This window comes from Devosia alba, from assembly GCF_039938915.1.
Classification (GTDB): Bacteria; Pseudomonadota; Alphaproteobacteria; order Rhizobiales; family Devosiaceae; genus Devosia; species Devosia alba.
The window spans coordinates 501,294-527,501 of sequence record NZ_JBDUUI010000001.1; the positions used below are offsets into that span (position 1 = coordinate 501,294).

22 protein-coding genes are annotated in these 26,208 nt (G+C 59.9%); 10 read left to right on the plus strand and 12 right to left on the minus strand.

The genetic code is table 11. The annotated features are described in order from the left end of the window. Positions 1–3: 3 nt before the first annotated feature. Positions 4–1,590, minus strand: a complete 1,587-nt coding sequence (locus ABFY71_RS02375) for an NAD(P)/FAD-dependent oxidoreductase (protein ID WP_347944492.1) — start codon at positions 1,588–1,590, stop codon at positions 4–6. Between the two features lie 403 nt (positions 1,591–1,993). On the opposite strand from ABFY71_RS02375, the gene ABFY71_RS02380 reads away from it, so the two are divergent. Then, positions 1,994–3,061, plus strand: coding sequence for an FUSC family protein (locus tag ABFY71_RS02380; RefSeq protein WP_347944493.1), 1,068 nt, complete (start codon positions 1,994–1,996; stop codon positions 3,059–3,061). Between the two features lie 103 nt (positions 3,062–3,164). Here ABFY71_RS02380 and ABFY71_RS02385 read toward each other — a convergent pair whose 3' ends face one another. Genes ABFY71_RS02385 through ABFY71_RS02395 form a run of 3 tightly spaced genes read right to left on the minus strand, consistent with a single transcriptional unit; the run spans position 3,165 to position 6,048 of the window. Continuing rightward, positions 3,165–3,815, minus strand: coding sequence for a response regulator transcription factor (locus tag ABFY71_RS02385; RefSeq protein WP_347944495.1), 651 nt, complete (start codon positions 3,813–3,815; stop codon positions 3,165–3,167). After that, positions 3,812–5,623, minus strand: coding sequence for a sensor histidine kinase (locus tag ABFY71_RS02390; protein ID WP_347944496.1), 1,812 nt, complete (start codon positions 5,621–5,623; stop codon positions 3,812–3,814). Before ABFY71_RS02390 ends, ABFY71_RS02385 begins: the two co-directional genes overlap by 4 nt. After that, complete coding sequence (locus tag ABFY71_RS02395) at positions 5,620–6,048, minus strand: putative pterin-binding protein (RefSeq protein WP_347944497.1); 429 nt, start codon at positions 6,046–6,048, stop codon at positions 5,620–5,622. The genes ABFY71_RS02390 and ABFY71_RS02395 overlap by 4 nt, the downstream gene beginning before the upstream one ends. 266 nt (positions 6,049–6,314) lie before the next feature. Here ABFY71_RS02395 and ABFY71_RS02400 point away from each other — a divergent pair, with 266 nt between their 5' ends. From ABFY71_RS02400 to ABFY71_RS02415, 4 genes are all read left to right on the plus strand, one after another. Next, the gene (locus ABFY71_RS02400; protein WP_347944498.1) at positions 6,315–7,298 is read left to right on the plus strand and encodes a hypothetical protein; all 984 of its coding nucleotides are present in this window, start codon (positions 6,315–6,317) and stop codon (positions 7,296–7,298) included. 26 nt (positions 7,299–7,324) lie between these two features. Further along, positions 7,325–9,349: a vWA domain-containing protein gene (locus ABFY71_RS02405; RefSeq protein WP_347944499.1), complete on the plus strand. Its 2,025-nt coding sequence runs from the start codon at positions 7,325–7,327 to the stop codon at positions 9,347–9,349. Between the two features lie 2 nt (positions 9,350–9,351). Beyond that, complete coding sequence (locus ABFY71_RS02410) at positions 9,352–10,185, plus strand: SH3 domain-containing protein (protein WP_347944500.1); 834 nt, start codon at positions 9,352–9,354, stop codon at positions 10,183–10,185. Positions 10,186–10,273: 88 nt separating this feature from the next. Then, complete coding sequence (locus ABFY71_RS02415) at positions 10,274–11,122, plus strand: transposase zinc-binding domain-containing protein (RefSeq protein WP_347944501.1); 849 nt, start codon at positions 10,274–10,276, stop codon at positions 11,120–11,122. Here the strand turns inward: ABFY71_RS02415 and ABFY71_RS02420 are convergent. After that, positions 11,119–12,720, minus strand: coding sequence for a GMC family oxidoreductase (locus tag ABFY71_RS02420; protein ID WP_347944502.1), 1,602 nt, complete (start codon positions 12,718–12,720; stop codon positions 11,119–11,121). The genes ABFY71_RS02415 and ABFY71_RS02420 overlap by 4 nt on opposite strands. 75 nt (positions 12,721–12,795) lie before the next feature. Beyond that, the gene (locus ABFY71_RS02425; RefSeq protein WP_347944503.1) at positions 12,796–14,016 is read right to left on the minus strand and encodes a CaiB/BaiF CoA transferase family protein; all 1,221 of its coding nucleotides are present in this window, start codon (positions 14,014–14,016) and stop codon (positions 12,796–12,798) included. 170 nt (positions 14,017–14,186) lie between these two features. Here ABFY71_RS02425 and ABFY71_RS02430 point away from each other — a divergent pair, with 170 nt between their 5' ends. Continuing rightward, positions 14,187–15,125: a LysR family transcriptional regulator gene (locus ABFY71_RS02430; RefSeq protein ID WP_347944504.1), complete on the plus strand. Its 939-nt coding sequence runs from the start codon at positions 14,187–14,189 to the stop codon at positions 15,123–15,125. A gap of 43 nt (positions 15,126–15,168) precedes the next feature. Here the strand turns inward: ABFY71_RS02430 and ABFY71_RS02435 are convergent, their stop codons facing one another. Together ABFY71_RS02435 and ABFY71_RS02440 are read right to left on the minus strand one after the other, a co-directional pair. Then, complete coding sequence (locus tag ABFY71_RS02435; RefSeq protein WP_347944530.1) at positions 15,169–15,432, minus strand: hypothetical protein; 264 nt, start codon at positions 15,430–15,432, stop codon at positions 15,169–15,171. A 98-nt stretch (positions 15,433–15,530) separates the two neighbouring features. Then, positions 15,531–16,403 (minus strand): MBL fold metallo-hydrolase, encoded by an 873-nt coding sequence (locus tag ABFY71_RS02440; RefSeq protein ID WP_347944505.1) that lies wholly within the window; start codon positions 16,401–16,403, stop codon positions 15,531–15,533. 106 nt (positions 16,404–16,509) lie between these two features. Between ABFY71_RS02440 and ABFY71_RS02445 the strand changes: the two genes are divergently transcribed. Next, a complete protein-coding gene (locus tag ABFY71_RS02445; RefSeq protein ID WP_347944506.1) occupies positions 16,510–17,379 on the plus strand; it encodes an enoyl-CoA hydratase/isomerase family protein in 870 nt (289 codons plus the stop codon). Between the two features lie 129 nt (positions 17,380–17,508). Next, positions 17,509–19,443, plus strand: a complete 1,935-nt coding sequence (locus ABFY71_RS02450) for a 3-hydroxyacyl-CoA dehydrogenase NAD-binding domain-containing protein (protein ID WP_347944531.1) — start codon at positions 17,509–17,511, stop codon at positions 19,441–19,443. Positions 19,444–20,122: 679 nt separating this feature from the next. Here the strand turns inward: ABFY71_RS02450 and ABFY71_RS02455 are convergent. The 4 genes from ABFY71_RS02455 to dctP form a co-directional block, all read right to left on the minus strand. Beyond that, complete coding sequence (locus ABFY71_RS02455) at positions 20,123–20,407, minus strand: hypothetical protein (RefSeq protein ID WP_347944507.1); 285 nt, start codon at positions 20,405–20,407, stop codon at positions 20,123–20,125. 238 nt (positions 20,408–20,645) lie between these two features. Further along, the gene (locus ABFY71_RS02460) at positions 20,646–21,950 is read right to left on the minus strand and encodes a TRAP transporter large permease (RefSeq protein ID WP_347944508.1); all 1,305 of its coding nucleotides are present in this window, start codon (positions 21,948–21,950) and stop codon (positions 20,646–20,648) included. Next, a complete protein-coding gene (locus ABFY71_RS02465) occupies positions 21,950–22,483 on the minus strand; it encodes a TRAP transporter small permease (RefSeq protein WP_347944509.1) in 534 nt (177 codons plus the stop codon). The genes ABFY71_RS02460 and ABFY71_RS02465 overlap by 1 nt, the downstream gene beginning before the upstream one ends. Beyond that, positions 22,483–23,454, minus strand: coding sequence for a TRAP transporter substrate-binding protein DctP (gene dctP / locus ABFY71_RS02470; protein WP_347944510.1), 972 nt, complete (start codon positions 23,452–23,454; stop codon positions 22,483–22,485). The genes ABFY71_RS02465 and dctP overlap by 1 nt, the downstream gene beginning before the upstream one ends. 620 nt (positions 23,455–24,074) lie before the next feature. Here dctP and ABFY71_RS02475 point away from each other — a divergent pair. Both ABFY71_RS02475 and ABFY71_RS02480 read left to right on the plus strand, forming a co-directional pair. Continuing rightward, positions 24,075–24,686, plus strand: a complete 612-nt coding sequence (locus ABFY71_RS02475; RefSeq protein WP_347944511.1) for a flavin reductase family protein — start codon at positions 24,075–24,077, stop codon at positions 24,684–24,686. Between the two features lie 538 nt (positions 24,687–25,224). Continuing rightward, the gene (locus ABFY71_RS02480; RefSeq protein ID WP_347944512.1) at positions 25,225–26,097 is read left to right on the plus strand and encodes a DUF2971 domain-containing protein; all 873 of its coding nucleotides are present in this window, start codon (positions 25,225–25,227) and stop codon (positions 26,095–26,097) included. The last annotated feature ends 111 nt before the right edge of the window (positions 26,098–26,208 follow it).

Consider the following 26,208-nt stretch of genomic DNA (forward strand, 5'->3'; position numbering starts at 1 on the left):
TGATCAGGCGCCCACAACGTGCTTGTGCAAGCGCGTGACAGCGTCGAGGGCGGACAGGATGGCACCTTCCTGCCATGCCGGCAGATAGGAGATGTGTTCGCCCGCCATCAGCGTGCGACCGTCCATGGCGGCGGCCGTGGCGTACTGGGTTTCCTTATCTGCCCAGATGCCATAACAGCCCAGCACCCACGGCACACGATGCCAGCTCACCGACACGCCGTTGGAAAATTCCTCGGTATATTGCGGGTGGATCTGAGCGCCATATTCCACGGCCTTGGCCACACGATCTTCTGGATCCAGGGCGTTGAACTGATAGGCAGTGGCCCCCCAGCTATAGCCGCCCAGCAACACGCCGGGGCCGTCGCTGAAATAGTCGTTCGAGGGGTAGGATATCTGCGAGATCGGCAGGTTGGTATAGGTAATACCCCCATAGATCCGCTCATCCTGCTCCCAGAAGCGGCGTTTGAATTCAAGGCCGAACTTGATCGAACCCTCATAGAACATGGAGTCGATGACGCCCGTCATGGGGCCCGAAAAGTTGTGTTCAATCTGCCCCAGAATGGAGAACGGAATAGTGCAGATGCAGTAGTCTGCGCTGGTCGTCAGTTCACCCTCGGCGCCCCTGCTGTCAACATAGGTGACAGTAACCCCAGTGTCGTTCTGGTCGATCTTGGTGACCTTGGCATTATAGGTGATCAGATCACCAACCACCTTCTCGAAGCCCTGTGCAATCATGTCCATGCCGCCAACCGGCTGGAAGATGGTGCCCTGATGATCGATCGAATCGCCGGTTACCAAATTGGCCCACAGGCCCGACTGCAGGATATCGCTCAAGCCGATCGTCTCTGAGGGTATCGGCGCACCATCAACGCCACCGCCGGGAGGTCTCTCCCAGCCGCGATATTCTGATGCCGCTTCGCTCTTCACATAGCCATAGTTCTCGTCAAGCCTGCCAAAGTTCTTGAGAGAGTCCAGCAGCAACTGGGCATCCTCCTCCGTCACCATTTCGTCCAGGTCTTCCTGATTGACGACCTTGGCGAGCAGTTCGGCGACGTGGCCCCGATAGTCGGTCGCGATTTCACGGAAGCGCTGCGGCTTGCCACCAAAGGCATCTGTGTTGTGCAGATAGGCATTGTGGTTGACCTGCATGAACGGCTCGAGCTTGACGCCCAGCCGCTTGCAGTAGTCGAGCACACCATAATGGTGGTGGGGGATGCGCCACGGACCGGGATTGATGTAATTGCCGTCGGCGAACTGGACTTCCTGCTCGGCCCCGCCGAGCTCGACATATTTGTCGCCACCACGCAATGTCCAGCAGCGGCCACCGGCCTTCTCCCGATATTCCAGAATCTGGACCGTGTAACCTGCGTCACGCAGTTCGAGCGCTGCAGTCATGCCCGCGAGGCCAGCGCCCAGAACAAGTACAGTTGCGCCCTTGGGATCACCCTCCAGCTTGATAGGGCCGGAATAGGTTGACTCCTGGGCAAAGCCTAGGCTCGTCATGGCGTTGTACATTGCGACGCTGCCGGCCGCCGTACCGATCATCGCCAGCAGTTGGCGACGGCTCATTTCCGTTGGAAAACCAGACATATGCCTCTCCTCAACAAGGAAAACTGATGTCCACGTCCGCGGCGCAGCCACCAAAGTTCACGCTAGTCGCTAAAAGCCGTGCTGACTACTGCCAGTCCAAACTCTTGATAGCCCGCTCCGTGGGCCGTCATGTCGCCGTTCATTTGCGCGCAGCGGGCGGTACGAGGTTGCCGGGTGTCTTGTTCGCCAACCATCTGGCGCGTGGATGTGCACTTTGCAGTGGGGCCATTGCGCTGCAAGATTGCTCAGGTCAAGTTGCCGTGTTGGGAGAGCAAACCGGTGTGTGCTAACGGAGACGAAGCACAACCAGGCGAAAGGCCCGCAACTGCAGCGGGGATCAATTTGGTGATCATCGACCCGCAGGGCAGTAGCTGGAGCAGCAACAAGAAGTACAGTGACTGAGATGGCAAACCTGCACTCCCGGTATCGATGGTTGCTCGTCCATTCCGTGCGTATGACATTGGGCGGGGTGGCCGCTTTTGCATTGGCCCGGGCGCTCGGCCTGCCGGAAGGGCTGTCGGCGACCATTACCGCCATTCTGGTGACCCAGAGCAATGTAGAGGGCTCGCTCAGGCGGGCGTTTGATCAGTTCATCGGCGCCCTGTTCGGCGCCGTTTACGCGGCTGGCATCGCCTTGGCGATCGCGCCTGATGACGCTCTCTCGACCGCCCTAGCCTTGGGAATTGCGCTGGCACCCCTCACGATCCTGGCGACTCGTTCAGCGGGTTTTCTGGTCGCCCCGATCACCGCCGCTGTGGTACTGCTGGGCGGATCCGGTTTGGACCTGACTGCAACGGGCCTTGCCGTCTATCGCATTGCTGGCGTGACTTTGGGGTGCGGCATCGCCCTTCTGGTGTCTGTCCTGATCGCGCCTGCCCGGGCTTCTCGATTGGTCGGCGAGACGGCCAGCCAGATCGCACGCCTCATGGGCGAACAGTTGCAGGCGCTGGCATCCAGTGATCTCGCGGACCATGCAGTTCTCAACACCAAGTCGTCCGAAACCCGCAGAAAACTCATTCGGCTCGCAGCGCTTGTAGACCAGACTGCCCAGGAACGACTGCAGTGGCGCGTCTTAGCTCCTGCAGGACAGAATTTGCTCTTGACGCTGAGACGGGTACGCCACGATGTCGATGTACTCCGCCGCGCAGCGCGCGAAGTGGGTAGCGATGCACTGCGCGACAGCGCTGCCACGACTTGGCAGTACGCCGCCAGATGCGCCGCCGCCACACTAACGTGCACAAGCCAGCTTCTTGTGGGACAGCCGGTACCAGAGGACTTCAACACCCTGGCCCCAGCCGTGAGAGGCTATAAGGTAGCGGTAGACGAAATGCGACGAACCGGTGTGACGAATTCGCTTTCGACCGCAGCGCTCGAGCGTCTTTTCGGGCTCGGATTTGCCCTCGAGCAGCTCCGCCGCGATCTGGACGAGCTCATTGAGTTAGCACGAGAAACATCCAGCGCGCGCACATAGCGGGCTGCGGGTCGTGCTCGTGCGGCCCAGATTGGGGGTTGCTGTCAGCCTGCTCCTTCAGGCGGTCTTCTGCGTCATGTCGATCACGCGCCAGACGGCGAGATCAGCGGCTTTTGAGCAGGAGCGAAACCAGTGCCGCCTGCCGACTTGTGCCGGTCTTCTGGAATATATTACGCATATGGAAGGCGACGGTGGTGCGCGATACGCCGAAATCGGCGGCGATTTGCGCTAATGGTTGACCTTCGGTGAGAGCCACGGCAATGCGTGCCTCCGCTGGTGTCAGGCCATGTGCGTCAATCAGCGTCGCGTCGTCAGTTTCCGCCGCGTCTGCGGGAAACGACGTGCGCATGCGCGCGATCTGGCGCAGGCGGGCATGGACCGTCGCCAGCAGCAGATCGTAGTCGATCGGCTTGACCAGGTAATCGTCGGCCCCCAGGCGTTTTCCCTCGACGATTTCGCGCGGATCGCCAAGTGCCGACAGGAACACGAAGGCGATATCGGCATAGTCGGGGGCCATGTCCTGCACCGCCCGCAGCACCGCGTAGCCATTCTGGCCCGGCATGGAGATGTCGCACAGGATCAGATCGGGGCGGGTCGCATCCAGGCGCGCCAGCGCGGTTTCACCATCGCTGGCTTCAATGACCCGGTAGCCCGCTTCGGCGAGCTCGTCGGCAATGTCACGGCGCAGATCGTCCTCATCTTCCACACACAGAATGACCGCCTGGCTTCGCTGGGAGGTGGTGGCGTCAGTCATATCGTTTCCGACGCCAGGGCGGGCCTGTGCGAGTCCGCCGACAGCGCATCAGCCCGCGGCAGGATGAGAGTGAAGGTTATCTGGCCGTCGCTGTCATCGGCCAGTTGCACATCTCCACTCTGCATCCGCGCCAGGGTTTTGGCCATATAAAGCCCGATACCGATGCCCGGTCGGCCCTCAGCATTGCTGCCGCGGAAGTACCGCTCAAACAGCGCCCCACGCTCGGCGGGTGAGGCAAGTGCACCTTGATTGCGCACCGCGCACTCAATGTCGTGTTCGGTCGTCCTGACAGTGACGGTGATCGCCGAACCTGCCGGTGAGTATTTGACGGCGTTGGAAAGCAGATTGATCAGGATGTTTTCCGCATGAACGGGGTCGCAATGAGCGATGGCGGAGCGTCCCTGTGGCAGCGCGACGGTGATCCGCCGCTCCGAGCTTTGTTCGGCCTGGCGGGCACAGACCTCACGCGCCAGCAGGCCCAGATCACAAGGCTGGCTGGCAATCTCGATCTGGCCGGCATCGAGACGAGCGGCGTCCAGCGTACTTTCCACCAGCTTGATCAGGCGGGCGATGGCCTGACGGGCCTTGCCACCGCGTTCCAGCACTTCGGCTGGCGATAGCCTGTCGCTGCGTCGCATCAGGCGTTGCAGGGCAGAATCGACGACGGCCAGTGGGGTGCGGAACTGATGTGAGATCATCGCGCCGAAATTGCGATAGAGCTCTGCCGTGGCCCGTTCGCGCGTCAGCGCAGCGTCGAGTTCCTGCGTCCGGGCGTGCACCAATTGCTCGAGATGGTCGCGGTGATCGGTAATTTCCTGTTGCGTGGCCCGCCGTTCGGTGACGTCGGACACTAGCAGGATCGAGCCGATGATGCGCGCGCCATCGCGCAGGGAAAAACAGTGCAGGTCCACATAGCGCGGTTCGCTCTGCCCGGAGGGAAAGAATGGCTGATCGAACAGCGCGGCAGGTCGGCCCTCAAGGGACTCGTCGATCGCCTGGGCGATCCGGTCGATCTGGAAAAAGCCGGAGACATCGCCGAGCGTGCGGCCGATTATTGTGTTGGCAGACCGGTCAAAAAGGCGTCCAGCAGCGTCATTCCAGACGGTGCAGCGGCGGTCGAGATCGACGGCCACAATGCCCTCGCCGCTGGAGCCGATCAGTAATTGGGAGAACGCCTTTTCCTTGTTGAGCAGGCGTGTGCGTTCCCTGGCATCGCGTATTGCCATGATGAAGTGGATCAACAGCACCGCGCCAGCCAGCGCTATGCCGAGCAACGAAACGATGATCTGCCAGAGTTGCGCGCGCGAGCTGTCGAGCCTGCCGCCCAGACTGTCCCACTCGGTAATCATGGCCTTGTTGGCGGCCTGCCCCAGCATGTCATTATAGGGTTCGAGCAAGGCATCGACGCGCTGAATGTCAACCCGGTCGCGGTCCGTCACAAGGACGTCCAACTCCGGCATGTCGCGGCGAAAACTGTCCAGCGCATCGGCAAAGCCCAGATCTTCCATCTGGCGGCGCTGCGGCCCATCGTAGAGCAAGGCCACGCGGCTGAGGAACACATTGTAGCGCAGCGCCAACGCGGAACGGCCGGTTTCGTCTGCGGTGTGTCTGGCGGCCGCTTTACTCAATTGCAGGCTGGCGACATGTGCCCGTGAAATTACCCACAGCATGTTCTGGGACGCTTCGATGCGCATGTCCCTTTCAATGCCGGCAAGACGCAGCAGGGAAAACGCCAGCAGGACAATGAAAACAGCAATAGTGAGGGCCGGCAAGATGACACCGACCAGGGTGCGCATCGATCTGTTCATCTGACCTCAAGCCGGTTCAATTGCCAGACCCAGCGATAATCGTAGCGGATGTCCTGCAGCTCGCCATGCTGGTCGCGCGGATAGACGATCCAGAGCGGCCCCTTGTCGCTGGCCAGTAGCGGTTCGTCATCCATGGCGTAGGCCACCACGACGTCAAACCGATAGAACTCTTCGATATCCACATCGATGACGTAGTCGTTCAGCGCAGCCGCCGTGACGACCGATCCGTTGGCGCCGACCAGTTCGAGCAGGTCACGCATCAGAAAGCCATCGAACCGATGTACCCCGTCAGTTACCGCCGTCGTGGTTTCCAGCGCGACCGGCGGCAGCGCCTTCAGCATCGCCATGTCAAACACCGCAGCGCCATCGACATTGGTGTTGGCAATGGCGCCCTGCACTTCCAGAACAAGTGCGTCGTCAGGCAATGATAGTCTTTCGACCTCCCCAGCGCTGACGATTGCCGGTGTGCTGACCGCCAGGAATGCAACAAGAATGCCTGGCTCCGTCCATATTCTCAACAAGTCTACCATCCTCCGTCTTGTTCTTGCATCCAGCCCACCCGCTGCTTCGAAAACGGACGTATAGTCCACACCCTATAGCGTTTTTCTGCAATGTCCCCGTTCAAACGAACGGGGCGCTTCGGACATGCTCTCGCTAGACTGCGCCAACTACGACTCGCGGGAGAAAACGCATGTGGGATTTCAACATTGGCAGCGCACTGGGAATGATGCTGCGCACCATGCCGTTCATTGTCTTGCGCATGGCGGTCTATTTCGGCATCACCCTTGGCTATATCCTGGTGACGGGAACCGGCGCGGGCATCGGCTATGGTATCGGCGGCTTCGGTGACGGCGACTTCCAGGCAAGCTCGACCCTGTGGGGCGGCTTTGCGGGCTTTGGCATCTTTGGCGCCATCATGTACTGGGCCCGCGAGTATATTCTCTATATCGTCAAGGCCGGTCATATCGCCGTTCTGGTCGAGTTGATCGATGGCAAGCCAATGCCGGAGGGAAAATCCCAGATCACTCATGCCACCCAGGTGGTGCAGCAGCGTTTTGCGCAGGCCAGCGTGCTGTTTGCCATCGACCAGTTGATCAAGGGCGTGATTGGCGCCATCACCGGGCTGGTGCGCGGTATCCTGTCTATCCTCCCTATCCCTGGCAAGAGCCAGATTTCGGGCATCCTGCATGCTTTCCTGCGGGTCGCTATCGGCTTTGTTGACGAGGTCATCCTCGCCTACGCCATCCGGACCGGTTCGACCAACCCGTGGCGTTCGGCCAAGGAAGCGCTGGTCCTTTATGGTCAGAACTACAAGGTGATGCTCAAGAACGCCGCCTGGCTGGCGGCCATCGTCTATCTGCTGAGCTTCCTCGTGTTCCTGATCATGCTGGCCCCTGCCGCGCTGCTCGTCTACCTGATGCCGGGGGCTTGGGCCGCTGGCGGGTTGGTCTTCGCGCTGCTGTTTGCCTGGAGCTTCAAGGCAGCGCTGCTCGAGCCCTTCGCTCTTGCCTGCCTGATGCAGGTCTATTTCAAGACCATTGAAGGCCAGCAGCCCGATCCCGAATGGGAGGCAAGGCTGGAACAGATGTCTGCCAAGTTCCGCAATTTGAAAGCGCGGGCGCTCGGCCAGGGGGGAGCCCCTACCCCCCATGCGACCAGCATACCCACCGCCTAGACCACTTTTCTGACCGGGAGATCATGATGAAAGCTCTGCAAGTGCTGGCTGCTGCGGCCGCCATGGCCATGTCCATCGCTCCGACCAGTGCGGCCGAAGACGTGGTGATCGTCTATGACGCCTCCGGCTCGATGTGGGGCCAGATTGATGGCGTCAGCAAGATCGAGATCGCGCGCGAGGTGATGGCGGACCTGGTCAATGGCTGGTCAGATGGCACCAATCTCGGGCTGGTTGCCTATGGTCACCGCTCGGAAGGCGATTGCGGCGATATCGAAACCCTGATTGAGCCGGGGCCGCTCGACCGCGCAAGCTTCATCGATACGGTCAACGCCATCCGACCCAGGGGCAAGACGCCCATCTCGACCGCAGTCCAGCACGCGGCCGAGCTCCTCTCCTATCGCGACAATCCCGCAACCGTGGTGCTGATTTCGGACGGCGTGGAGACCTGCCAGGCTGACCCCTGCGCGCTGGCCGCGCAATTGGCGCAGCAGGGCGTGAAGTTCACCACCCATGTTGTCGGCTTCGATCTCAAGGATGAAGCCCATGCCGATCTCGCCTGCATTGCCGAAAACACCGGCGGTGTGTTTGTGCCGGCCCAGAACGCCGCAGAACTGAAGGATGCACTGGCGCAGGTGCAGTCGGTCATGGATCTGCAGCCGATGGCACCACCGCCGGTTGAACCCGAGCCAGAGCCGGAACCGGTTGCCGAAGCCGAGATCGAGCTTGTAGCGCCAGCAAGTGTCACGACCGGTTCCAGTTTCCCCGTCTCCTGGTCGGCCTCCATAAACCCGCAGGACTATGTCACCATCGTTCCTGCTGGGGCCGATGAGGGGTCGGAGGGAAACTACTTCCGCGTCCGGGATGACGCCGAGAACGCGCTGGTCGCGCCGGCCGAGCCCGGCCTCTACGAGGTGCGCTATGTGCAACAGGATGGCAAGCGGACGCTTGGCGCAGTGCCCGTGGAAGTTGTCGACGCTGAAATCGGCATAACCGCGCCCCGGCAGGTGACGACTGGTGCCAGTTTTCCGGTGACCTGGTCGGCCTCGATGCACCGGCAGGATTATGTCACCATCGTTCCCGCTGGGGCCGATGAGGGGTCGGAGGGTAATTATTTCCGCGTCCGGGACGACGCTGAGAACATGCTGGTGGCACCAGCCGAACCGGGCCTTTACGAGGTGCGCTATGTGCTCCAGGAAGGTCGGCGCACCATGGCATCTGCACCGGTGGAGGTGTTTGAGGCGGAACTGGGCATTGCCGCGCCGCAGCAGGTGACAACCGGTGCCAAGTTTTCGGTGACCTGGTCGGCCTCGATCCACCGGCAGGACTATGTCACCATCGTCCCTGCCGGGGCCGATGAGGGGTCGGAGGGTAACTACTTCCGCGTCCGCGATGACGCTGAGAACACGCTTGTGGCGCCCGCCGAGCCGGGTCTTTACGAGGTGCGCTATGTACTCCAGGAAGGCCGGCGCACATTGGCGTCCGCGCCGGTGGAGGTGATTGAGGCCGAAATTGCCCTCGACGCCCCCGATATCGTTCGGGCTGAGACAGACTTCACCGTGAGCTGGTCGGCGTCCATCCACCCGCAGGACTATGTCACCATGGTGCCGGCTGGTGCCGATGAGGGGTCGGAAGGCGGTTATTTCCGGGTCCGGGACCTGAAGGAGAACAAGCTGACGGCGCCGGTCGAGCCGGGTCTCTACGAGGTGCGCTATGTCCTTCAGGAAGGTCGGCGCACCATGGTCAGCCATGCCATCGAGGTCGTCGACGCCAATGCACCACTCGACGATGGTGCCTCTCTCAGCGCGCCCGCGCAGGCCAGTGCAGGCGAGACCATCACCATATCGTGGGCGGGTGGCACCGACAGCGCCGACCAGCGCATCTCGCTGGCGCGCGCCGACCAGGCTGACTTCAGCTGGATCTCGGCCCAGAAGGTGGGGACGGAAAGTACGATAGAGCTGAAAATGCCGGACGAGCCGGGCCGTTACGAGGTGCGCTTCCTCGACGTCAGTGGTCGCCAGGTACTTGGTCGCGCCATTTTGGAGGTGGAATAGCCATGGCCGGCAATCGAGAGTGTGCGATCACCCTTCAGGCGCTGCGGACCATCATTGCTGCGGCTGCGCTCGCCCTTGCCGTCAGTGCGGCACATGCCGAGATCGACGGTCACGGGCCCGACGCCTGGCGCGTCACGGGGGTCGCTGCCAGCGATCGGCTCAATGCCCGCATGGGCCCGGGCACTGATTATCCTATAATTGAGGCCTTCGCCCATAATGAGCGCAGACTGCAGCAGATCACCTGTGTGCCGTTTTACAACGCCGCCCACTACATGGCGATGACGCAGGCCCAGATTGACGCGCTGCCGCCGCGCTGGTGCCTGATGCGCAACCATTCGATGAGCAAAGCCGGTTGGGTCGCCCAGCGCTATCTTATGCCCGATAACGCGACTTACCCTGAGCAAAGTGTGGCCAGCGGGCAGCCCGCCGATGAACCTTACGCTGCGGACCCGAATATTGATCCGGTCGCTCAGGCACAGGACCTGGTACGCGAAATCTATGAACGCCAATTCCTGTCCGAGGGCACCAGCATGGCCGCCCCACTGGATCCGGGCGTGGCGCACAGCTACTTCACGGACGATATTGTCGCCTGGCTCACTTCCGGCGACGTCGGCGCCCATCCACTCTATGGCGCCCAGGACTTCGATGGTTCGGTTGACGAGCCGATGCCCGACCCCGACCAGCCCATGCTGCGCGGCATGATCACCATCAATGTCGACTTCGTCAATTTCGGCCAGCAGCAGCGGGCGGTGTTCTACCTGCGCGCCGACCCGAGCAAAGCAGGCGCCCCGCTACGTGTTTTCCGGGTCATGCATGATGGCTGGTCTTATCCGTAGGCATGGTGCTGGATGCGCGCCGTCACCAGTCCGCTCGACCGTCTAGGCATCTTCGTTCCGACGGAGGTACCACCCGACCCTTGAACCGGTGCGCGCCGCCATCGAGGTCGCTGATATCGTCCGTGCTGCTGGCCCCGCCTATCGGAGCGCCCGTGCCGGGCATCTGAGCTTGGACCAGCTCAAGGTCATGTCAGCGATCGAGACCTGCCGCACCGCGGCACTTGGCGGTCACGTCGAAGCCTGTTCTGACTGCGGGCATCAGCGCATCGCCTACAACTCCTGTCGCAACCGGCATTGTCCCCGGTGCCAGGGCGCGGCGGCACGCACCTGGCTCGAAGCTCAGAAGACCAATCTCCTGCCGATCGGCTTCTACTTCCATATCGACATTGCCGAGGTGCAGACCGCCAAGGGCAAGCTCTATCTCTACGTCGCCATTGATCGCACGAGAAAATTCGCCGTCGTCCAGGTCGTCAGGAAGACTGGCCGGGCGTCGGCTTCTGCTTTCCTCGTGGCCCAGATTGAAGCGGTACCGCACCGGATCCACACCGTTCTTACCGACAACGGCATCCAGTTCACCTTCCCGCCCCGTTACGCCGACGGACCGACTGCTCGCTACATGACCCACATGTTCAACATGCGTTGCCGTGAGAACGGCATCGAGCACCGGCTGACCAAGATCAAGCATCCGTGGACAAACGGCCAGGTCGAGCGCATGAACCGGACCATCAAGGAAGCCACTGTCAAACGCTTCCATTATGACAGCCACGGCCAGTTCGAGGCCCATCTCGTAGACTTCATCAACGCCTACAATTATGGGCGACGGCTGAAGACCCTGAAGGGCCTCACACCCTATGAGTACATCTGCAAAATCTGGACGTCGGAGCCAGAAAGATTCAGGCTAGTTCCGATCCACCAAACTCCGATACTAAACACTTAGCGCCCCCGAGCATCCTCAAGGATCATTGCTGCTGCCTTCTCGGCGATCATGATGGTTGGGGAGTTGGTGTTGCCCGAAGTGATGGTGGGCATGATGGAAGCGTCGGCAATGCGCAACCTCCCAACGCCCCGTACCAGCAACCGCTCGTTCACTACGCTCTCGGTATCGCTGCCCATGCGGCAGGTACCAACAGGGTGGAAGATGGTGGTGCCGATTTCGCCGGCTGCTCGAACGAGATCCTCGGTGCTGTTATAGGCGGGACCGGGGCGATACTCCTCGGGGCTATAACGGGCAAATGCGGGCTGGGCGGCAATATTGCGAGTCAGACGAATAGATTGCGCTGCGATGTCACGATCCCGTTCGGTCGCCAGGTAGTTCGGCTGGATCGCCGGCGGCACAGCCGCATCGCCAGATCGAACATGGACCGAGCCCCGACTCTCCGGTCGCAAATTGCACACACTGGCTGTAATGGCCGGAAAACTATCCACCGGGTCGCCAAATTTGTCCAACGACACGGGCTGAACGTGAAATTCAAGATCCGCCGTCGGCTCCTCGGGGCGTGATCGGGTGAAGATACCCAACTGGCTGGGGGCCATGGACATCGCCCCTGTCCGTTTGAACAGATACTCGAGTCCGATGGCGGCCTTTCCCATCAGGCGCGAAGCCTGCTCATTGAGCGTGCGGACGCCATTTACCTTGTAGACCATGCGCAACTGCAAGTGATCCTGCAGGTTTTCGCCGACCCCCGGCATATCCCTGAGGCTGGGGATGCCGGCCGCCTGCAGCACGCCACCGGGCCCCAGGCCGGACAATTGGAGAATATGCGGGGAGCCGATTGCGCCGGCACTCAAAATGGTTTCCCTACTGGCATTGGCGGTATGGGCGGCGCCCTTACGCGTGTACTGGACACCGGTCACGACGCCCTCGGAAATCACCAGCCGCCGCACGTGTGCCTTGGTGAGGACGTGCAGATTGGTTCGGTGACGCGCAGGCCGCAGGAACGCCTTTGCCGTGTTCCAGCGAATGCCCGATCGTTGGTTGACGTCAAAGTAACCACCCCCCTCATTGTTGCCGGTGTTGAAGTCCGCCGTACGTGGAATGCCGGCCTGAACGGCCGAATCGAGAAAGGTATCCAGGACCTCCCAGCGGACGCGGGATTTCTCGACCCGCCACTCGCCACCAGCGCCATGCAGGTCATCGCTGCCGCGATAGAAGTCTTCATGCTTGCGAAAGATAGGAAGAACGTCATCCCAGCCCCAGCCAGTGCAGCCCAGGTCGCGCCAGTGATCATAATCGCGTGCCTGGCCCCGCATATATATCATGCCATTGATCGACGAACAGCCACCGAGCACCTTGCCTCGGGGATAGGCAATCGTGCGACCATTCAGCCCGGGCAGAGGATCAGTGGTGAAACGCCAATCGGTACGTGGATTGCCGATGCAGTACAGATAGCCCACGGGAATATGAATCCAGTGGTAGTTGTCAGAGCCGCCGGCTTCAAGCAGCAGCACTTTGTTGCGCGGATCTTCCGACAACCGGTTGGCCAGCACGCATCCCGCGCTGCCGGCCCCGATGACGATGAAATCATAGCTTTCCATTGGCAATGCCCTTCTGTTGCAGGCAAACCGAAACGGTCGGCCAGGCTGATTGTCGGTCACTTCAGACTGGCCCTGTCATATGTGGCCTGCTGAGCGCATTTGCGCGATACGCTCGGTCGAGTATCCGAGAGACTTCAGCATGGTTTCGGTGTGCTCACCCAGCAGAGGCGCTGCGGTCTCGGGTCGGAAGCTGGCATTGGTCAGTCTAATCGGGCTGAACACTTGCGGCACCTCCCCGGCAAGCGGATGAGGCAGGGTGCCGACGAGGTCGCGGGCCAATATCTGAGGCTCTTCAAGTGCTTCCCCAATGGAATTGATCGGCCCGGCCGGGACATCGGCTGCGTCGAGCTTGGCAAGCAGATCGGCGCGATCATGACCAGCAAAATGTTCGGCGAGCCGCGCCAGAAGCTCATCGCGATGCTCAACGCGCCCCTTGTTGAAGGTGTATCGTGGGTCGCTGGCCATCTCTGTGTCATCAAGGGCCACAGCCAGGCGCTGGAACTGGCCATCATTGCCTACGGCCAGTACCATTTTGCCATCGCGACAAGCGAACACCTGCTGCGGCATAATATTTGGATGACCATTGCCATACCGGCGGGGCGGTTGCCCGGTGAGCATGAAGTTCATGGCCTGATTGGCCAGCAACGACGCCTGCACATCAAGCATGGCGATGTCGACATATTCACCTTCCCCGCTGACGGCCCGACGCGACAACGCAGCCAATACGCCAATGACGCCGAACATGCCGGTGGTCAGATCGACCATGGGTACGCCGATTTTCTGTGGCCCCCCCCCGGGGCGACCGTCCTCTTCGCCCGTGATGCTCATCATCCCGCCCATCGCCTGGATCAGGAAGTCGTATGCAACCTGCTGGCGACGTGGCCCGGTTTGTCCAAAGCCGGTGATGGAACAATAGATCAGCTTAGGGTTGATCGCGCGCAAGCTCTCAAAGTCCAGGCTGTAGCGCTTGAGTGTACCGGTCTTGAAGTTTTCCAGGACGATGTCCGCTGACTTGGCCAGTTCACGGACGAATTCCTGACCCTCGGGCGTGCTCAGATTGGCGGTAACCGACTTCTTGCCCCGGTTGGCACACAGATAGTAGCCGGACTCGCCGGTCTCATTGCCATCACTATCCATGAGGAATGGCGGTCCCCAGCTACGGGTGTCATCTCCCGAGCCTGGACGCTCCACTTTTATCACATCGGCCCCTAGATCGGCCAGTATCTGACCGGCCCAAGGACCGGCCATGACCCGCGACAGGTCCAGAACTCGTAGATGCGACAATGCGCCTGCCATGCTCTCATACCCCCTCAAACACCGTCGGTAGCGCAACTTGCACGCCCGGCTTTGATATAGCTTTGGGTCCGCTTCTACGTCACATGACGTGGCGGCAAAACGAGATAGACCGCGCAGCATCTTTCTGAAATACGTAAAGATAACTTCAACTCTCGCTCAAGGACCTTGGCATGGAATGGTTGCGTGCCGTGGAGATCTACCATGCCGTTGTGCGTGCTGGATCACTGTCTGAGGCTGCACGGCGGATGGGCTATTCTCCGGCATCGATCTCGCGTCACATATCCGATCTCGAACAATCGCTGGGCGCGCGACTGCTCAATCGGACGAGCAGGCGGCTGAGCATGACTGAAGCGGGAGACATCTACTTTCAGAGAACACTGGCGATCGTGCATGAAATTGGCGATGCCAAAGCCGCCGTGACCAATCTGAGCAGTGCCCCCCGTGGTTTGCTACGCATACACTCGCGGATGGTGGTAGGGCACCAGCTTGTAGTCCCTTCGCTCAAGCGCTTCCTCAAGATATATCCCGAGATATCGATCGACCTGCAGCTATCGAATTATGCAGTCGATATCGTTGCGCAGGGTATCGACATTGATATTCGCATGGGGTCCATGGAGAACTCTTCGCTGGTCGCGCGAAAGCTGGCCCCGAGCGAGCGACTATTATGTGCCTCGCCTGAATACCTAGCGGCTCATCCGCCCATTGAAACGCCGTTGGATCTGCTGGTCCATTCCTGCCTGACCTACCGGATTACCGATGGTGAGGCCGTCTGGCGCTTTCGCAGGTCGGGCGACCCTGACATCGAGCTACGGGTCGGGGGCGCGTTCAAATCGGAGAGCGGTCAGGCGATCTTCCAGGCGACGTGCGACGGCCTTGGCATCTCTATCATGAACGACTGGACGGTGCGACAGGATCTGGCATCTGGACGGCTGGTGCGCGTTTTGCCGGACTATGAAGTCACCTTTAGCGAGTTTGAGAACGGCGTCTACGCGGTTTTTCAGAAGAGCGCACACCTTCCGCCCAAGATCCGGGCCTTTGTGGATTTTCTGAGCAAGGAGTTTCGCAAGCTCAATGTGGGTGCATCGGCGCCAGTGGCGTCTGCCAAATAGCAGGTTCGGCAACTCCGCGGAACCTGACGTGCTGTTGACGAAGTTACACCAGTTCGCAGACCAAGCCTGAGTTGTCGGGGTTGCGGATGAAGAAGTGGCCAACTAGGCGGCCTGCGGTGCCGATGAGGAGCCAACCACGACAGCAAGCTGGACCATTATTGTCGTAGCCCTGCCACGAGAACTCGGCGCATCCGGCGCGGGCGCCGCAGTGGACGTCAAGAAAGCCCTTGAGCGCGCCGATGGCGATTTCGCCGCCGGCCGCGCCATCCGTGTGAACAGGCCGGGCACATGAATGAACCTGACCCAGTTCACCATCAACGCGTCAAACTACCTCTTGCCTAACAGGGGCGGTCCAAACAGGAACCACGATCAAACGCAGCCGCGAGTGGCTTTTAGCAGCCAGCTCTAGAACTCCTCGGCCATGTGGAATGTGTAGCCAGTGCCATCTGCCCGCACATACCCAGGGCGCGCGAAGTGAGAGGGCAACAGAAGTCCGCCGGTTTCGGCAACATGTGCCAGCAGCCTATGACGCGTCGCGATGGCGGTTGGGCCATCCTCGCAATACTTACTGTTCCAGCCAGGGTAACGTACCTGAATGGGCTGGTGCAGACTGTCAGCGGCAAAGAACGCTTCGGCATCGCCGGCGCGCAGCGATATGGCCAATTGGTCGCGGACATGGCCCGGACTGGGCAGAAAACTTATGCCGTCAAGTTCAGCGGTCGTTGTGCTGTCGATGAAATCGACGACGCCGGCGGCCAGCAGTGGCGCAATGCTGTCGATAAACGGAAGATGCGTCGTAGCGGGTCGGTCGCGTGCGCCGTTTGCGGGGTCGCGCAGATCGTACTCGGCCCGTGTCATCAAGTAGCGCGCGTTGGGAAAGGTGGGAACCCATTGCCCATTGACCAACTTGGTGTTCCAGCCAATGTGATCAACATGAAGATGGGTCAGGATCACATAATCCACCTCTTCAGGATGCACCCCTGCCCGTTTGAAGCTGGCAAGGTAACTGGTCTTCAGATTGTCGAAACGCGGCGAGGCCGGGCGTGGTTTATTGTTGCCGCCGCCAGTATCGATGAGAACCGTCTGCCTGGGGCCGCGCACCAGCCAGGAATGGATGCTGGAATTGAAGTGCCCCGCGCTGGCGTTGAAAAATGCTGGATCAAACCAGTCACCATAATCCTGGAGCACCTGATCATTCCAGCCCGGGAACAGTGACATGGGTTCCTCGACCACCAGATCAAGAATACTGGTCAATTCAAAGGCCCCAATTCTGAACATTGCGATTCCATAGCTTTCAGCCATCCAATCAGTACACCCTAGTCCGGCGCGTCGCGAAATCTACCCGCTACCTTTCAGTATGCCGCAAACATGCTTTGCAGGTGCGATGCCTGCGGGCGGCCCGCACTTTCCCCTATCCTCCAGTTCGAGCTCGCCCCCCGGGCTCCGCTCACCGCTTTCAGGAAAGGACCATGCCCTGACAAACACACTTGTCCACCACCGCCTCGAGATCGCCGAGGGCATCGCTGTCGTTACCGCCGATCGTGCGCCGGTCAACGCCCAAACCAAGCAGTCACGCGAAGAGCTGATTGAGCTGTTTGACGGGCTCAGCGACAATGACACTGTGCGCGTCATTATCCTGACCGGGGCAGGCACGACCTTTTCCGCCGGCGCCGACATCAAGGAACGCGTCAACATGGTGGCCAGCCAGGGCCAATACATCCGCAATAATCGACTGGTACGAGAATTCTTCTATGCAGTCGCCGACTGTGAGAAGCCCGTGATTGCGGCCGTCAATGGTCCGGCGATCGGCGCTGGTTTCGCACTGATGCTGGCTTGCGACATCATGCTGGCCTCAGACACCGCGTTTTTCCAGATGCCTGAAGTCGACGTTGGCCTGGCCGGTGGCGCCGCCTTCATCGGCGAGGTGTTCGGCAAGTCCCGTGCCCGCGCGATGTATTTTACCGGCCGCCGCTACCCGGCCTCCGAACTGTATCGGCTGGGGGTGATCGAGGCGGTGACGCCTGCTGACCAGTTGATGACCGAAGCCATGGGATATGCGCGCGAGATCGCCGCCAAAAGCCCGGTCGTGCTGGCTTCGGCCAAGCGGGCCTTCAACACGGTGGCCGAGATGCCGGTCCGTGACGCCTATCGCTACGAGCAGGGGCTGACGCTGGCTCTGTCAAAGACCGAGGACGCCAGAGAGGCTCAGGCCGCCTTTGTCGAAAAGCGCAAGCCAGTCTTCAAGGGCCGTTGAGACAAGAATGACATGACCATGACTTCCGATCTGCCAGGGCAGGTGCATACCGAATGGGCCGAACGCGCCGCTGGACGCATTGCCATACTGACCATCGATTTTCCGCCGATCAATGCGGGATCCCGAGCCATGCGCCATGCGCTGCTTGATGCGGTGCAGGCCGCTTCGTGTGCGGACCGGCTGGCTGGAGTGATCGTACGCGGCGCTGGCGGCAATTTTGTTGGCGGGGCCGACATCCGCGAATTCGATCATCCGGCGGTAGCCCCCCATTTGCCAGAGCTAATTGCGGCAATTGAAACCTGCCCGGCGCCGGTGATCGCCGCTATTGATGGGGCCTGTCTGGGCGGGGGCTTCGAGATTGCCCTGGGCTGCGACGCCCGCATCGCGACCCGCGAGGCTGTGGTTGGATTGCCCGAGGTTACGCTGGGGCTGATACCGGGCGCCGGCGGAACACTGCGCACCTTGCCTCTAATCGGGGCCGCAGCGGCAATTGCCCTGATCACTAGTGGCAGCCGTGTCAAGGCGCCGGAGGCGCTTGAGATGGGCCTGCTGGATCAGCTGGCATCAAATGACTTGCTCGCAGACGCCCTGGGATATTTCGACAGGGCGCCCACCAAGCGGCTATTGCGAACCCTGCTACCGCGACCTGCAACCGATGAGGCAATTGCTGCGGCCGAAGCGGCGGCTTTGCGGCGCGGCCGCGGACAAGATGCCGTTCCGGAGGCGGTGGCCGCCATCAAGCGGGCACTGGTTTTGCCCGCCGACGCGGCGCTCGCTTCGGAACGTGAAGTCTCTCTGCGGCTACGCATGGGACCGCAATCAAAAGCGCTGCGCTATCTGTTCTTTGCCGAACGCCATGCCCTCAAACGCGCCGTCAGCGAAGGGGCCGCACCTGCTAAAAAAATAGGTGTGGTGGGTGCCGGGCGCATGGGTCAGGGCATAGCACTGGCCTGCGCCCGTCGTGGACAGCAGGTTCAAATCACTGATCACGTGTCGGCAGCACGTGACGCCTGCTTCATCGCCATCCGAACAGAAGCTGACCGCCTGGAAAAGCGGGGACGAATCAAGGAAGTCGACAGCGTTCTGGCCAACATTGCGGTGGTACGGCCCGAGGATCTCGTGGACGCGGACTTGGTCGTGGAAGCAATTATCGAGGATATGGAGGCCAAGAAGGCGCTGCTGCAGCAGCTCGATGCCGTGATGCCGGCCCGCACTATTCTGGCCACCAACACCTCCTATCTCGATGTCGACGCTCTTGCTGCAGTGACCACACGGCCCGATCGCGTAGTGGGGCTGCATTTCTTCAATCCAGCCCATCTGATGCGTCTGGTGGAAGTTGTTGATGCCGCCCAAACCAGTCCGACAACGCTGGCCAGCGTCCTTGGCTTGGTACGCGTTCTGGGCAAGGTCCCTGTCGTCACCGGTGTGGGTGAAGGCTTCATCGGCAATGCGATTTTTGCCGCGTACCGAGAGCAATGCGAGTTTCTGCTCGATGAAGGCTGCCTACCCCAGCAGATTGACGCCGCCATGACAGCATTCGGCTTTCCGATGGGACCGTTTGCCGTATTTGATCTGGCGGGTCTGGACATCGCCTGGGCCCGACGCAGACGTCTGGCCGAGCAACGCGACCCGGCGACACGCTACTCGTCTTTGGCCGACCAACTTTGCGAAATGGGGCGATTCGGCCGCCGTGCGGGTGCAGGCTGGTATGACTATTCCGTAAGCGATAGGGGTGCCCCTGATCCACTCGTAGAGAGTCTGATCCTTCAAACACAAACCAACCCTGCCAACTTCACACCGACCGAAATTCAGTGGCGGCTGCTGTCATCAATGATCAATACTAGCGCCCGGCTTGTCGCAAGCGGGGTGGCCCGCGATACCGAATCGATCGACCTGGCGCTGGTTCATGGCTTCGGCTTTCCTGCCTATCTCGGCGGTCCGATTCATTGGGCGCGACGCCAGTTGCCCGACGATATCCGCGCCGCCATTGCAGCGCTGGTCGCAGCCAGCGGCAAAGGATATACGATCGCCCCAAATCTCGATGCAATGCTCTGGGGGAACTGACGCCGCCCGAATTTCAGGCCATTTTTGGTGCGTGTTGCAGTGGACCTCGTGGGCCGCTTCTTCCTTTGGGCCGTCGGCGAGCGGATGAAGGGCTGTCTGGAGCTCGTTCGCGACATCAACGAGCGATCCCCTCGTCAGCCTGCCGGCAGTACCCGCGCGCTGATCAGCACGGCCAAGCCAGAAATGCGTGGAGGCCAAGCCTCAGTTCCACCACGCTGAGGGGCACGATCGAGGTCATCTGCCGCTCCCTTTCTCATAATGCCGCTCGGCCCCTTCGGGTCCGCGACGGCTGGACCAGAAGGGGAAGATGGTGCCGCTTGCGCTGTCGCCCACATTTTGAGTTTGGGGCCCGGAGGCAGACTTGACCCCGGATTTGTCCACTTGCGCCTGCGGCGCGGTCCTCAGCTGCCATGCAGCTGGGGTGGGTGAGGATAGGCGGACTTCTCCGGCGTCAACCCCTGGCTCGGGTCTTCTTTCTTATCAACGAGTGGCTGCCGGGACGGCATCCTTGAACGGATCCCCGATCCGTTCCATCCGGGATAGAGGACGGCTTGCCGGCCTCTTCGGGGCGGTTACCCCGAAACCGCTTGGTTGAGCGGAGTAACGGACACGATCTGCCTCTGGCTCTCGGATGAGCCAGAGGCAGAACACTTGCAGTGTCAGGTTTGCGCGCAGAACTTCAAGGGAGGCGCTTGTGCGGGGCCTTGCCATTTGGCGCCTTGGCCAGCAGCCAGAACGCCAACCAGGGGTGCAGCGCCGAAATCATGTGGCGATGGTAGATGTGAAAGGGGTGTAATCTGCCGGCCGAAGCCTTGAGCCTGATCATGGCGGTGCGCAGGTCCCGGGTGAAAACAGCTTTCACCGCTGGCACGCTATCGCCGACATGCTCGAGAAGCGGAACCCAGTGCTTGCCGGTGCGGGAAGCAACGATCGCCGCCGCGCGGGCGGCAACGAACTTGCCCACGGCTTCCCTCCCCTCCCCCGTGCTGGCGCGTCCCAATGGCGCTGTCGCCCCTCGACTTGCGGACACCCTTTATTGGACACGCTCTCGGCTCCCGCGAGTTTGCGATTGCGCGCCAGGCAAGAGATGTTCTCCCGTGTCCGACGATGAGCTTTGGGACTCGTCCGCGCGCGGGGGGCGTGGATCGAAACCATTTTGGGCGCCGCTGATTGTGGAATGGACCCGGTTTCCGCGGCACGCATTATCGCATTATGGAGGGCAACCAGGTCGCAGTTTGCGGCACTAGGGCAACAATCACCATCAGCACAAAGAAGACCCCTACCCAAGGCCAGACCGCCTGATAGACGGATTTTAGATCGAGCTCACCGCTGGTCGCCTTGAAGGCAAACAGGGTGTAGCCGAAGGGCGGCGTGATCCCTCCCACAGCGAGATTCAGCAAGACCAGAACCCAGAACCAGATCGGATCAAATCCCGCAGCCTCGATGAGGGGCTTATAAATGGGCACCAGGATCAACAGTAGAGCAATCTGATCGATGAACATGCACATGACAAACACAATCGCCATCAGCATGAACAGCAGGAGATAGGGTGAACCGGACAACTGCGCCCCAAATGCCACCAAGTCACGGGTCGCGCCCGAGAATGCCAGTAGTTGGCCGAACAGGTTGGAGCTAACTACGATCACCATGATCATGGCCGTTATCAGCATTGCGCTCTTGAACGCCTCGCGCAACATCCCCAGGGAAAACTGGCGATAGACGATGGCAACAATGACAGAGCCAATGACACCACTTGCGGCCGCCTCTGCAGGCGTTGCAATGCCCAACAGGATCAAACCCATGATAGCAAAGACGATAATCGAAAAGGGCAGCAGCAGCAGCAGTGAATGCCAAACGCCCTTCCGTTCCATCTCCGACGCATCAGCCTCGGGCGCCAGTTCAGGCCGTAGTGTTACCCGCGTGAAGATATAGGCCAGAAACAGTCCCGCAGCGATCAGGCCTGGCACGACGCCCGCAATCAGCATTTCGCCTATCGACACATCGGCCAGCGTTGCAATGACGACAGCCAGCACGCTTGGCGGAATGATGGGCGCAAGTGAGGCTCCAGCGAGAATGGCCCCGATGGACAACTGGCTGTCATAGCCGCGCTTCATCATGGTCGGGTAGAGCGATTTGCCCAACATTGCCGCAACAGCCATGGCAGCGCCGGACAATGCTCCAAAGACAACCGAGACGATAACAGTCAGAACATATTGGCGCCCTCGAATCCGGCCAACCAGGCCATCAATTGCCTTGAACATGTTTTCGACCGACCCTGAACGGGTCAGAATTTCGCCCATCAGGATGAACAACGGAATTGCCGAAAGCGAACTGATGTTGGACGAGTCGAAGATCGAATTGGTTGCCAGAAGGGTGCCACTGCCGCCGATCAGCATCACCACCGCGAGCAAATTGACGATGAGGAAGCCAACAAAGAGCGGCGCACCGGTCAGGAAGATGGCAAGCAGACCACATAGGCTGCCAACGATAATAATCCACCATTCCATCAGACAATGCCCGATTCTGGTTCTTGGTCAGTAGTGAAGCAATGCCGCAGGAAATGTAGGCCCGCGCTGGCAAATCCATAGGTCAGCCATACCGAGAGCCAAACCTTGGGAATCGGCTTGACACGCACCATCATCTCGCCGCGCTGGAACTGAGCTATATTGGCCTGCAAAAACAGCCAGGCGAGGATGAGGCAGGTGATGGCGCTGCACAGCGCAATCGCAATATTGGTGGTACGACGGGACTTCGGCCCGAGAATGCCGATTACAAAATCAATGGCGATGTGCCCCTTGGTACGGGTCACTTCGGGAAGCGTGAGGAAGGTTCCAATGCACAGGGCATAGGCGACGATTTCGTTGGACCACCAAGTGGGGGCATTAAAGAAATACCGGGCCACGATTTCGTAGCTATAGGACAGCACGATGGTGAGCAGGCACAATTGCGCAAGAACGAAACCTGCCTTGGTCAGCGCATCATGCGCTGACCCCATGTGTTTAAAGACTGAGTTCATCTCTTCCCCGGACTGGCGCCGCACTAGCGGGTCAGGCCAGCCTCCGACGCACGAGAACGAAGCGAATTGGCGATTTCCTCACCGCAGCAATCCTGAGCCAGCGCCCATACGCCATCATAGTAGGCACCGACAACCTTCATGGCGTTTTCGTCAGACAGGGTCTGCACCTCGACACCCGCATCTTCGAGCGCCTTCAGATCAATGGCGGCGGCATCATTGCCAATCTGGATGGTGTCAATTTCAGTCTGGATGGCGGCGGCACCGACGGCCTGTTGCTGATCGCTCGATAGACCCTTCCAGGTATCTAGGTTCATGGCGATGTAGGAGACCAGTTGGCCAAAGGCCGGTTCGACCCGGTACTTGGCTACTTCGTAGTGGCGGGTGGAGAGAAACACACTGCGCGGGGCACAGGCACCATCGACAACACCGCGCTCCAGACCGGAATAGACTTCGCTCATATCGGTGTTGACGGCCACCCCCCCCAGTGCCTCGATCACGGGCACATAGGTCGAAACGCCACGCAGCTTGCGACCCGCCCAGTCGCCATCCGCGCTCAGTGGTTCACGCAGATAGCAGTGATAGCCCGACGTGCCAACGGCAACATTGGCCAGCAGCTTGAGATTGTGTTCCTGCTGGAAATAACTGTCGATCACGTCGAAAACGCCCGAAGAGCGAATTTTTGTCATGTCTGGCTCCATTGCGTTGGTCGCAATGGTCAACGCCTTGGAGTGATAAGCCGGGTAGGTATAGATCAGATCGAATACACCAGCCGTTGTCGGTGTCAGTTGCTCGAAGGCAGGGACGGTTTCAGGCCCGAAGATGTCTACGGTCAGCCCGACCGAGGATGCCTCAAGGTTTTTCTTGAACTGGACCGCCGGCATGTAGGCCATAACATTGGACTCTGGCCAGCTCTCGATCATTCGCAGATTTTGCGCCTGGGCCGCACCGGTCAGGGTTATGGCCAGAGCCAGGGCACCGATAATTTGCTTCTTCATTGCATACCTCCTCAAAAGACGACTCACAGCGCGGCCCAAGTTGTACCCCGTCGGGTTCTGCACAGCGCGAACATGGACCTTACTTGCCGATCCTGGGGGCGTGAGCAATAGCCGGAACATCGGCGAGGGCCTCGCTTGAGCGGGGGCACAGCACCGCGAACTGCACCACTTCAGACGCAGTCCTCCTGCTCATCGTTACATCTCGAATCGGCCGAAATGATTTGTTTTCAATATCTTGACTACGCCAACGAGAGCGATAACCAATCTCTGGCATGGCATCTGAGCGTCGATATCAGGCTGCTCTTACCGACCCATCGTTGCAATATGCGAACAGATGGTTTGCGATGCCGCCCAAAGCCTTGGAGACTGCTGCGACAGATCATTTCACGTAGCCCCAGTGTCGTACAGGCCGTGCCAAATGCGGACCGTACGAGGTATTTTTTCCCTTGCTAGACAGCCTGTTGAACTGATCCTGCCATTGTGGATTCATAAATTCGGCAGCGCGTCCTGCCCTGCTTGACCACGACCGAACCGCCGACCTGACCGTTCGGCAGGCGAGTTGACAACTCGGGCTCCCAATGAAGCTATGCGCCCGAGTTTGCTACCCCGGAGTTTAATGCATGTTCTACCGCCCAGAGGCCGGCCACGGCCTGCCCCATGACCCCTTTCGCGCTATCGTTTCCCCGCGTCCAATCGGCTGGATTTCGTCGATCTCCAATGCGGGATTGGTCAACCTTGCACCCTATAGCTTCTTCAATGCCTTGTCCGGACAGCCACCGCTGTTGATGTTCTCAAGCGAGGGCATCAAGGACAGCATCACCAATGCAATGGAAACGGGTGAGTTCGTGGTCAACATGGCAACCCGCCCGTTGGCAGCACAGCTGAACGAGACGTCGCGCGCACACGCTGCCGGGATCAATGAGTTCGACGTCACGGGCCTGACACCGGCCCCCTGTGAGATCGTCGCGGCACCCCGTGTTGCCGAAAGTCCGGCGTCGCTGGAGTGCAAGGTAACCGACATCGTGCCGGTCAAGGATCTGAACGGCGACGTGGGTGATCGCGTGATGGCCATCGCCCAGGTGGTGGGTATCCACATCAACGAAGCATTCCTGCGCGATGGTCAATTCGACAACGTCGCTGCCCAGACCATCGCCCGCTGCGGCTACTGGGAATACCAGGTCTCTTCGGAGATGTTCAGCATGCCGCGACCAGACCACCAAGCCCCGCATTAGACAATGATAGGGGGGAGCCTAGGTGTTTGATCCCGGATTTTGATGGTGCACTATTTTCCATGGAATGGAAGGAAGCACTATGGGACAAGTTCTGCACGGGAGGTCCCTGAGACGCTGACGGGTCTCGACAGGTTCGCTATGCGTGAAAGCAAAGAAGGTCATGCCCCACCGCCGACGGCGCGACCAAGACCGTGTACGAGGCAGTCGATTGGTTTACAGCCGATACGGGAGACGCCCACAAATCGGTCATCGATATCGACCGACAGTGTAAACCAAGATGCAGAAATCCTGAGGTTTTCCCCCCGTTTTGCCAGTTCACCTCCTGATTGTAATCAGGGGGTCGCGGGTTCGAATCCTGCTGCCGGCACCAGAAACCTCAATAAAATCAATTATCGTCACCCCGCCCGACTGGGACGACTTGCGACTGGGACGACATTGGGACGACCGGCAAAGAATCAGTGGTGGAAAACGCGGACTTCTGCCACCGTAATGACCGTTTTCGCCACTCGCGGCGGCTCGAAAAGTAGATAATCGGTCCATGGCATACTTTGAGTACAAGCCGACAACCCCCCTGTTTTACTACGCCGATGTCGAGTCCTTTGAGAATATTGTCAGATCAAAGAGGCTATGGCTGACCGATGTCACTGCCTCCAACGATCCCCGAGAAATCCGGATGGGACGGGAGCTGTTCTCCGCTGCCGTGAACGCGCTTACGGAAGATGACATTCCTCTGCTTAATCGACGCGATATGGCTGCGTTCCTAGCCGATATCCTACGCCTTAGCCGAACCAGCACATGTTATACGGTATGCTTCGGACTGGCTGGCGACGAGCTTCCTATGTGGCGTGAATATGCAGCCGGCGGCACCGGCGTCAGCATCGGCTTCCGTCCAACAGCGATGAACGCGATACCCGGCCGCATGCAGCTGGTGCGATACTCAGACGAGACCACCCCAGCCGTGTTCAGAGAGGCGGCCATCAGGGCCGCATTGACTATGGGCAAGCCAAGGACACTATCATCGGTGCTAGCAGCATCGGAAGCCTTCGCCACATTCACCTCACTTAAGCACCGCACTTGGGCGTATGAGCGTGAAGTCCGCATGATCTTTAATCAACGACACGAAAAGCCAGAACCTGGTGAGATACTGACACAGATGGTAAGTGCTCATCCTGACGGCTCAATAGTGGAATGGCGGGAGCCGTTGGCCCGCCAGTCGCGGGGCCGCACAGTGAGCTACTTCGAGTTTCCGTTCGGCCGGCATAGTAATAACGGAACAGATGCACGCCGAGCAATCGAGCAAATTGTGCTAGGCCCGCAGTGTGAAATGACGGTTGACGAAGTCACCGCAATCCTGAGTTCAGAAGGCTACGAAGGTTTTAGCGTTCGAGCATCCGACTGCGAAATACAGTAATTATCGGCGTCAGAAGTGTCACCATCTGACCATTGCAGCACTGGTTGACTGCTGGATGTTGATTGTCGCTTGGAACTGACCCGGGGTTGTCATTGAGAAGTGACCCGCCAG

What these genes read in the sequence shown, in the direction of transcription:
- ABFY71_RS02375 (WP_347944492.1), bottom strand. Translation starts at nt 1,590, where the DNA reads ATGTCTGGTTTTCCAACGGAAATGAGCCGTCGCCAACTGCTGGCGATG.
- ABFY71_RS02380 (WP_347944493.1), top strand. Translation starts at nt 1,994, where the DNA reads ATGGCAAACCTGCACTCCCGGTATCGATGGTTGCTCGTCCATTCCGTG.
- ABFY71_RS02385 (WP_347944495.1), bottom strand. Translation starts at nt 3,815, where the DNA reads ATGACTGACGCCACCACCTCCCAGCGAAGCCAGGCGGTCATTCTGTGT.
- ABFY71_RS02390 (WP_347944496.1), bottom strand. Translation starts at nt 5,623, where the DNA reads ATGAACAGATCGATGCGCACCCTGGTCGGTGTCATCTTGCCGGCCCTC.
- ABFY71_RS02400 (WP_347944498.1), top strand. Translation starts at nt 6,315, where the DNA reads ATGTGGGATTTCAACATTGGCAGCGCACTGGGAATGATGCTGCGCACC.
- ABFY71_RS02405 (WP_347944499.1), top strand. Translation starts at nt 7,325, where the DNA reads ATGAAAGCTCTGCAAGTGCTGGCTGCTGCGGCCGCCATGGCCATGTCC.
- ABFY71_RS02410 (WP_347944500.1), top strand. Translation starts at nt 9,352, where the DNA reads ATGGCCGGCAATCGAGAGTGTGCGATCACCCTTCAGGCGCTGCGGACC.
- ABFY71_RS02420 (WP_347944502.1), bottom strand. Translation starts at nt 12,720, where the DNA reads ATGGAAAGCTATGATTTCATCGTCATCGGGGCCGGCAGCGCGGGATGC.
- ABFY71_RS02425 (WP_347944503.1), bottom strand. Translation starts at nt 14,016, where the DNA reads ATGGCAGGCGCATTGTCGCATCTACGAGTTCTGGACCTGTCGCGGGTC.
- ABFY71_RS02430 (WP_347944504.1), top strand. Translation starts at nt 14,187, where the DNA reads ATGGAATGGTTGCGTGCCGTGGAGATCTACCATGCCGTTGTGCGTGCT.
- ABFY71_RS02440 (WP_347944505.1), bottom strand. Translation starts at nt 16,403, where the DNA reads ATGTTCAGAATTGGGGCCTTTGAATTGACCAGTATTCTTGATCTGGTG.
- ABFY71_RS02445 (WP_347944506.1), top strand. Translation starts at nt 16,510, where the DNA reads ATGCCTGCGGGCGGCCCGCACTTTCCCCTATCCTCCAGTTCGAGCTCG.
- ABFY71_RS02450 (WP_347944531.1), top strand. Translation starts at nt 17,509, where the DNA reads ATGCGCCATGCGCTGCTTGATGCGGTGCAGGCCGCTTCGTGTGCGGAC.
- ABFY71_RS02460 (WP_347944508.1), bottom strand. Translation starts at nt 21,950, where the DNA reads ATGGAATGGTGGATTATTATCGTTGGCAGCCTATGTGGTCTGCTTGCC.
- dctP (WP_347944510.1), bottom strand. Translation starts at nt 23,454, where the DNA reads ATGAAGAAGCAAATTATCGGTGCCCTGGCTCTGGCCATAACCCTGACC.
- ABFY71_RS02475 (WP_347944511.1), top strand. Translation starts at nt 24,075, where the DNA reads ATGTTCTACCGCCCAGAGGCCGGCCACGGCCTGCCCCATGACCCCTTT.
- ABFY71_RS02480 (WP_347944512.1), top strand. Translation starts at nt 25,225, where the DNA reads ATGGCATACTTTGAGTACAAGCCGACAACCCCCCTGTTTTACTACGCC.